The sequence below is a fragment of the Pleurocapsa sp. CCALA 161 genome, assembly GCF_003003995.1.
Classification (GTDB): Bacteria; Cyanobacteriota; Cyanobacteriia; order Cyanobacteriales; family Xenococcaceae; genus Waterburya.
Genome location: NZ_PVWF01000164.1, coordinates 1 through 7845 on the forward strand (window position 1 = coordinate 1; position 7845 = coordinate 7845).

At 36.9% G+C, this 7845-nt stretch carries 8 protein-coding genes; 4 read left to right on the forward strand and 4 right to left on the reverse strand.

Translation table 11 applies throughout. The annotated features are described in order from the left end of the window. The 4 genes from C7B62_RS23040 to C7B62_RS23055 all read left to right on the forward strand — a co-directional run. Window positions 1-1443, forward strand: a 1443-nt coding sequence (locus tag C7B62_RS23040; protein WP_106243043.1) for an ATP-binding protein, incomplete at its 5' end; no start/stop codon positions are given. Window positions 1444-1715: 272 nt separating this feature from the next. Further along, window positions 1716-2054: a type II toxin-antitoxin system Phd/YefM family antitoxin gene (locus C7B62_RS23045; RefSeq protein WP_106243046.1), complete on the forward strand. Its 339-nt coding sequence runs from the start codon at window positions 1716-1718 to the stop codon at window positions 2052-2054. Beyond that, window positions 2047-2466 (forward strand): type II toxin-antitoxin system VapC family toxin, encoded by a 420-nt coding sequence (locus C7B62_RS23050; protein ID WP_106243049.1) that lies wholly within the window; start codon window positions 2047-2049, stop codon window positions 2464-2466. Before C7B62_RS23045 ends, C7B62_RS23050 begins: the two co-directional genes overlap by 8 nt. A gap of 92 nt (window positions 2467-2558) precedes the next feature. Continuing rightward, window positions 2559-2936 (forward strand): response regulator, encoded by a 378-nt coding sequence (locus C7B62_RS23055; protein ID WP_106243052.1) that lies wholly within the window; start codon window positions 2559-2561, stop codon window positions 2934-2936. Between the two features lie 19 nt (window positions 2937-2955). Here C7B62_RS23055 and C7B62_RS23060 read toward each other — a convergent pair whose 3' ends face one another. From C7B62_RS23060 to C7B62_RS26710, 4 genes are all read right to left on the reverse strand, one after another. Further along, window positions 2956-5250 carry a response regulator gene (locus C7B62_RS23060; protein ID WP_106243054.1) on the reverse strand — a complete coding sequence of 765 codons (2295 nt, stop codon included), beginning with the start codon at window positions 5248-5250 and terminating at the stop codon, window positions 2956-2958. A gap of 306 nt (window positions 5251-5556) precedes the next feature. Next, entirely contained in the window at window positions 5557-6084 is a 528-nt protein-coding gene (locus tag C7B62_RS23065; RefSeq protein ID WP_106243057.1) for a DOMON-like domain-containing protein, read from the reverse strand. A 154-nt stretch (window positions 6085-6238) separates the two neighbouring features. Then, window positions 6239-7546, reverse strand: a complete 1308-nt coding sequence (locus C7B62_RS23070; protein ID WP_106243060.1) for a polysaccharide pyruvyl transferase family protein — start codon at window positions 7544-7546, stop codon at window positions 6239-6241. Window positions 7547-7625: 79 nt separating this feature from the next. After that, the coding region (locus tag C7B62_RS26710; RefSeq protein WP_233220116.1) for a hypothetical protein at window positions 7626-7845 on the reverse strand (220 nt) is incomplete at its 5' end.

The window sequence follows — 7845 nt, forward strand, 5'->3', positions numbered from 1 at the left end:
CCAGAAAACTTGGCTTTGTTGTCTCAAATGCTGACGGAAAAGGGTTATAAGGTTCGTAGTGTCACCAAGGGTTCTACTGCTATTAGAGGAGCAAAAGCGGTACCTCCAGATTTAATTTTGCTGGATGTAAAAATGCCTGAAATGAATGGCTATGAGGTATGTCAACAACTTAAGGCAAACGATCGCACTCGTGATATTCCGATTATTTTTATTAGTGCGTTAGGAGATGTCTTTGATAAGGTCAAAGCGTTTCAGGTTGGTGGCGTAGACTATATTACCAAGCCATTTCAAATTGAAGAAGTCTTGGCGAGGTTAGATACTCATTTAACCATTCGCCATCTCCAAATTAGGCTGGAAGTTCAAAATAGCCAGCTACAGCAGCAAATAGCCGAAAAAACCGCAGCAGAAGACAAGTTTGCTAAAGCTTTTCGTGCTTGTCCTAATCCCATCGCGATCGCTACTTACGACTCAGGACAAGTATTAGAGATCAATAAAAGTTTCTTGCAAATGAGTGGTTATAAAGCAGCCGAAGTAATTAACCACAAGATCGCCGAGATCTACTCCAGTTCTGCTTTAGCAGTATACCAGCAAGCAGTAAAAAAGTGTGATTCCCAAGGTTTTGTTCACAACGTAGAGTTAGAATTTTCAACAAAATCGGGTCAAGTTAAAACAGTGCTGCTTTCAATGGAGTTAATTAAACTAGATGGGAATAAATGCACCTTGCAAATTTTGAATGACATTACTGAACGCAAACGCTTAGAAAATGAATTTATCTCCTTAGTCAGTCATGAACTAAGAACTCCCATGACTTCGACAATTGGCGCTTTAGATTTATTAAATTCTGGTCAATTAGGTACTTTGAGCGATCGCGGTAAGCAAATTCTCCAGGTTGCCATACGCAATAGCGAACGTTTAATCCGTTTGGTGAACGATATCCTCGATCTAGAACGAATGAAATCAGGCAAAATTGCGATCAAATTAAAAAGGTGTAACCTACAGCCACTGATGATTCAGGCTACTGAAACTATGCAAGCAATGGCAGAAAAAGCTCAAGTTCAATTGATTTTAGAAGAACCTAGCGATCTCTTTCTCTACTTGGATTCAGACCGCATGTTACAAACACTAATTAACTTACTTAGTAATGGGATTAAATTTACCCAACCTGGAGGTAGAGTTAGCTTAAAGGCTAGTGTTCAACAAGATCTCTGTCAGATAATTATTCAAGATACAGGTCGAGGTATTCCTGAAGATAAGCTAGAATCAGTATTTGAACGTTTTCAACAGGTAGATGCTTCTGATTCTCGGAGTAAAGGAGGCACAGGCTTGGGACTAGCGATCTGTCGTCATATCATTGAAGGACATAACGGCAAGATTTGGGTAGAGAGTAGATTAGGACAAGGAAGCTCTTTTTACATTAGTTTGCCTTTAAATGACGGCTATTGATAATTATTAACTAATGTTACGTACTCACTCGAAGGATAGTAGGTAGTCTTAGCAGACTGATTAGTGCTTAACATCAGTTATTAACATATTACGAATAAGACTTCTAATTTTAAAATCATCAAAACATCAAAACATCAAAACCACCACCTCATTTTGGTTTACTAAAAAACAAACACGAATAGCTATGTTAATGGGCATTACAGTAATGTGGCGCAATGTCAGCATCTTTAGGCTAACATTAAATTTAGTGTTAATTTAGTGTAAATAAGCTGATGATTAATCTTGGTCGAGATATTCAATCTCTTTCTACTTTTAAACGCAACACCAATGAAATTATCAAACAAATGAAAGCGACGGGTAGTCCCTTGGTATTAACAGTTAATGGAAAGGCAGAGTTAGTGGTGCAAGATGCTGAAGCCTATCAAAAATTGTTGGATAAAATTGACCGCCTAGAAACTCTTGTTGGTAAGCGAAAAGAATTAACACAAGATACATCATCTTCAAATTTACTAGATCTTTATAGTGCCGCTGCTGATATTGAATTTGCGGTTGACGAGCGCGGAATTTGTGATGAGATGGATGATGATTTGACTAGTGCGTTTGATGAGTAAAAGTCAACTGCTTTATTTACTTGATACAAATGTTTGTATTGTTTATCTTAAAGGCAAATCTTTAACTGTCAATCAACGTTTGAAGTCTTTAAATCGAGATGATATTGCTGTTTGTTCTGTAGTTAAAGCGGAGCTTTTTTATGGTTCTATGGGTAGTAACAAGCCCAAAAAGGCTTTGCAAATACAAAAAGCATTCGTAGATCAGTTTATTTCTTTACCTTTCGACGATTGCTGTGCTTTAATTTGTGGCAAACTTAGAGCGCACCTAGCAAGTGCAGGGACACCAATTGGCTCAAATGATTTATTAATTGCTTCGATCGCTTTAGCCAACAATTTGATTCTAGTAACTCATAATGTAAAAGAATTTAGCCGAGTTGAGGGATTAAAGCTGGAGGATTGGGAGAGTAATTAAATACGGAAAATCGCCGTAAATTCTCTAAATAATCCCGATCGCAGTTTAAATTAATTAAATTAAATTGAATTTAATTATGACAGCCAAATAACATGAGTAAAATCATTTTAATCATTGATGACGAAGAGGATGTCAAAGACATCGCCCAGATGGGATTAAAAATGGCAACAGATTGGCAGGTGATTACAGCCAGTACAGGCAAAGAAGGATTAGATTTAGCTAAAAATAGTCAACCAGAGGTAATTTTATTAGATTTAATGATGCCTGAATGGGATGGAAAAGAAACCCTCAGACAGCTCAAAGCCAATCCAAGTACAGCCGCTATTCCTGTAATTCTGATGACTGCCAAAACCCAATCAGCGATCGCACCTGAACTGGCTGAATTAGATTTAGCTGGCGTAATCACCAAACCATTTCGTCCTTTGGAGTTACCAGAGCAAATATCTCAGATTTTGAGTAGGGGTGAATGATCATTCACCCTACTAGAGATCAACTTTGAATGCAAGTCTGATATAAAGAATGTATGGTTGTAGCATCTTTGGTAAATTCAGCTACGGCACAATCAAAAGCAACTTGAAAACGTTCTGGCTGAGTTTTTTGGACTTGTTTAGCAATCTCTACGCTTTCTGGGGCAGTAAATACTTGTTTTCTTAAGCTAGTCAGCAGTTCGCTTAGATGTTCTTTTGCTTGGGTTTTGTCTAAATTAGGCATCCCAATCATAAAATCTCCGTTGTCCCAATAGCCTGTAATGTCATCGTTACGAGAAGTGGCTCGAATGAGTTTACCCCATTGTGCCAAAATGCGATCGCCTATTCCATGACCATATTTAAAGTTGATTTGCTGTAAGTCAGTTATTTTGAGTACTGCTAAACAAAATGGTTGATTAAGTTTTTGAGCTTGCTGTAATAAACTCTCGATTTGCCGACTGCTTTGAGTACGATTGCTTAATCTGGTTAGGGGATCTTGAGTAGCAAGCTTATGTAACAAACGGCTGCGATCTAGTCGATTGTTGATTCTAGCAATTAATTCGGCACCAACTACGGGCTTAGCAATATAGTCATCTCCCCCAATCTCAAATATTTGTTGGATAGTTTTGACATCCTGTCTGGCAGTGAGAAACAACACGGGTAATTCTTGCCTGTCTGGATCGCTACGGATTGCCTGACATAGCTCAATACCATTGATTTTAGGCATTTCTACATCAAGAATTACTAAATCGGGTTGGGTTGCTTGTAATATCTCCCAAAAGTGTAAAGATTCTGCCAAAGTGCTGACTTTGATTCCCCAAGGTTCAAGGATTGAGCGCAAGGAAGACAGAAAGACAACATCATCATCGACAATTAAAATAGATGCGATCGCCGATTGATTTTGTTGGATTAACTTACTAGCAGTTTGCCAAATTTTTCCTGGAGTAACAGGTTTGGCTAAAAAGCTACTTGCACCCATACGAATGGTTGTCAGTCGATTATCTAAACTATTAGTAGCTGATAAAACTATTGTTGGTATTGCAGGAGTACGAGAATTTAATTTACTGATTAAAGATAAATATTCTGGTTGGTTAGTAGTTGCTTCGGCATCTATTACTACTACATAAGCAAAATTATTGGCTAACCAAATCTCGGCTTGGGTAATATTATCTATTTGATGCCAAGCTAACCCTTGAGTCATACCTAGCTGCTGTAATTTCTGGCTTAACTGATGATCGGCAGAAATCAATAAAAATTTTGTCTCAGCAATAGTTTCGCTAGTTGAGGTTTGATCGAGTGCTAATAAGCTATCTAAATCTGTGACTAAAGCAATAAATTGTTCTCGTTGTTGAGTATTTAAGACTAAATTATCTTGCAGCAAAGTTTCTATCTCACGAGCAATATCTGTTCCGACATCCCTAGAGAACATGCCCAAAACCCCTGCTAGCTTATGGGCTGCTTGTTGAGCATCGTGTTGCAATTGGGAGGATAAATTAGCTTGTTTGACTGAAGCTACAGCTTGTTGGAGTACTTTCAGGCGCTCAGACATCTTATCTTGATACTTGAGCCACGTTTGTTCCATTTCCAGATTAAATTTTTGCTCAATAGAAGTACAATTGCTATTTGCAGCTTGCTCAGATTCAGCAACTTGCGGATTTAGACGGTAGCCAATACCGTAAACATTTTCAATCCAATCAACCACCCCTGCTTGTTTGAGTTTTTTGCGTAATCCTTTGATGTGCGCCTTAACGCTTTCCTCTAATGGCAGCTCGTCAAATGTCCAGATCTTATCTAAAATTTGCGATCGACTAAATACCCTGGCAGGATTGCGCAAAAATATTTCTAATAAACTATATTCTTTAGCTGTCAGTTTAATTGGCTGTTGTTGATAGCTAACCTCACAACTACTAGGATCCAAAATAAGTCCATTAATATCTAAAACACTAGTAGGCGCAACTTCTCCCCTACGGGATAAAGCCCTCACTCTGGCGTTTAATTCCCCTAAGTCTAAGGGTTTGGTTAAATAATCATCCGCCCCTGCATCTAAGCCCAAGATCCGATCCTGAGTAGCATTTTTAGCTGTCATTAACAAAATTGGCGTTGTATAACCTTGGGAACGCATTTTTTCGCACAAGCTTACTCCATCCAATCCTGGCAAATTAACATCGAGTAAAACTAGATCGTACTCTCCAGTTTGGGCATATTCCCAACCGATCTGTCCATCTTCTGCTACTTCTACTACATGGCGTTGGCTGGATAGAGAGCGTTTAAGTACTTCTACTAAAATGTCGTCATCGTCAACTACTAAAATTCTCATAATATTAGCGATCGCATTTCTCGACTGTACTCTTCTCAGTTCAGATCATGTAACCAATTAGGGAAGAACCAGAGAAATTTTTAACTAAAATTAATGGTGATGTTGCTTTTCTGTTGTTTTCGTCGAACTCATGAACTAAATGAGCGCATTTCTGCTATTTTTTGATTAGTACGGATGCTCACCTTAACAGGGGTAGAGCTAAGAGCTTAATCTGTCCTGAGTCTCTCATTATTTTCGAGAATTGGTATTAACTTGTCGCAAATCACTCTTGTTAATCTTTTTAGCTGTATTGTTTCAATAATATATTTAAAGCTTGAGCAGATAATTATCTCGAAGATGAAAATCAGCCTCTGGGGCTGAATGGGCTAATGCCCAGTAACTTAATTGTTTTGCGCGATCTTCAACCACTGCGGCAACGCCAACTTCTAACTTTTGTTCGGGAGCAATGATTTGATTTAAATTAACTTCTAGCTTTAGCTGCAAACTGTCATTGTTATGCAACACCTGAAATGGAAGAGAATTAAAGGCGGTTGCTTCAACAAGATTTTGTCGATAGTTAAGAAAATGATAAACATTCCAATCTCCTGCAAAACAGAGATTAAACTCCCAGTATTGGGTTGAGTCTTGTAAGCTTAAGAAAAATTCACAGCAGGTATGTTCCCAAAGACCAAATTTGCGAGTCGGGGTATTGATTTGAGGAATTATAATTTTCGTTTGACCTTGCAGTTTATATTCAATGGTTAATTGGTTCTGCTGACGTTCGATTTCTCCCGTAATTTTAATTGCGGGGGCAGTATCTATAGTAAAGGGAATCAAAGAAAAGCTAGCTTTCATCTTTATTTATTACTAGAGATCTTCACTGTCGATGGAAGAACTTACCTGTTTAAATTAAACTATTAATATTAGCTTGGCGATACTATTATAATTGCTCCTAACTACAAAAATTCATGTATTTATGTGGTTCAAGATCAACCTGAAATTGATTTGATTAATTTTTTGGTTGATTATCTAGCTGCCACTGTTCAAAAGCCTGAGACAATAACTTGCTGGTTTGCCATGCACTTAAGCTCTCTTGTTCAACCTTGGTAAACAGTTGATGGCGAATTTGTGGTAGTGAACTAATCAAAGCATCAACTCGCTCAATTAGGGTAGTTGCGTCTATCTTTTCAATATCAATCAACCATTCTGCTTGACCTAGTTTACAAAACAATTCTTCAGTTTTGAATTCATAAGCGATCGCTAATACAGGAACACCAGCACCTAAAGACAAAATTGCCATATGTAGCCTTGTTGCGATTACTAAATCATATTCGCTAATTATTTTAATTAAAGTTTCTGGGTTATGAAAGTCTCGATTTACTGTTACCATCTTGGCGACTTGCTCGGGTAATTGAGTGACAATCTTCAAGGCAAACTCTGAATCATCTTTCCAGTATTCTTTTATTCCTTGACAAGAAGAAATATAGGTGATTTCAGCTTGATATTTCTCAACTAAATGAACTGTCAAAGCCACTAAAGCCTGAATATATTTGGTAATTCCTACAGCAGAATCGACAGTTTTAAAATAGCGCCAGTCTCTAACTGAAATAGCAATTTTAGGAGTGGGTAAATTACCTAAATTATCTTGATTATTTTTAGCATTTGCCAATGCTTTTAAATTCGACAGAGCAAAAGCAGCATCAGCCACAACGGCAATTTTAGATTGATGAGAGACTAATTCTTGGATGTGTTTTGCTGATTGGCGATCGCGCAATAAAATTAATGCTGATCGTGTAAAAATTTTAGTTAGAATTTGGCGATTGCTTGGTTGCTCAAAAGGACCTAGAGATTGAGTAAAAAATATTAATGGTTTATCAAACATCAAAGATATTTGATAATCAAAAAATCTTGCTTTTAAGCTATAGTTTTCAACTAAATAAGTTCCTCCTGTACTAACAATCAGATTAGCTGTTTGATAATCAATTAGGCTTTCATATTCGACCTTAGTAGTACATAAGCGACTTAAGCTGAATTTGTGTTTGGATATGCACCAAGCTGCAAATTTTAAGCGCCATTGACTAATTAATTTAAGAATTCTGCCAATTAATTTTATCCTAATAGAATCTACACTTTGGGCATAGATTAACTTGCGTAAATTAAGCTCAGGATAATATTTAATTGCGGTTTCTGGCTGACTATCATAAATAACAAATTGGCAGTTTTTACCAAAAGCTTTCTGTAATATTTTGATGATACTAATTAAAATAGCAGCATCTCCACCATTTAAGATGACGGTGTTAGAAATAATAATTTTCATTCCTTAATCAAAAACTACTTTAATCTATTTTAGATTTTACTAGGCTAGAGGAAACTCAATCATTTTATCTAGCATTTAACTAAGCTTTTTTAGCAATAATTACGTAATTTTTAGGATAACCATAAGACGTAAGTTTAATTATAAGATCTAGACGGTATAAAATAGCCGACAAGAGTAGGAATAAAACCTTGCAAAACATAAAAAAAGGAGACAATACTATAATAATCAGCCAATTTTTGACTAAACTATTTACGTTTATTGGTAGAGATTTATAAGCCCCCTCTAGTTGGTAAGCAAGC

What these genes read in the sequence shown, in the direction of transcription:
- C7B62_RS23045 (WP_106243046.1), top strand. Translation starts at nt 1,716, where the DNA reads ATGATTAATCTTGGTCGAGATATTCAATCTCTTTCTACTTTTAAACGC.
- C7B62_RS23050 (WP_106243049.1), top strand. Translation starts at nt 2,047, where the DNA reads ATGAGTAAAAGTCAACTGCTTTATTTACTTGATACAAATGTTTGTATT.
- C7B62_RS23055 (WP_106243052.1), top strand. Translation starts at nt 2,559, where the DNA reads ATGAGTAAAATCATTTTAATCATTGATGACGAAGAGGATGTCAAAGAC.
- C7B62_RS23060 (WP_106243054.1), bottom strand. Translation starts at nt 5,250, where the DNA reads ATGAGAATTTTAGTAGTTGACGATGACGACATTTTAGTAGAAGTACTT.
- C7B62_RS23065 (WP_106243057.1), bottom strand. Translation starts at nt 6,084, where the DNA reads ATGAAAGCTAGCTTTTCTTTGATTCCCTTTACTATAGATACTGCCCCC.
- C7B62_RS23070 (WP_106243060.1), bottom strand. Translation starts at nt 7,546, where the DNA reads ATGAAAATTATTATTTCTAACACCGTCATCTTAAATGGTGGAGATGCT.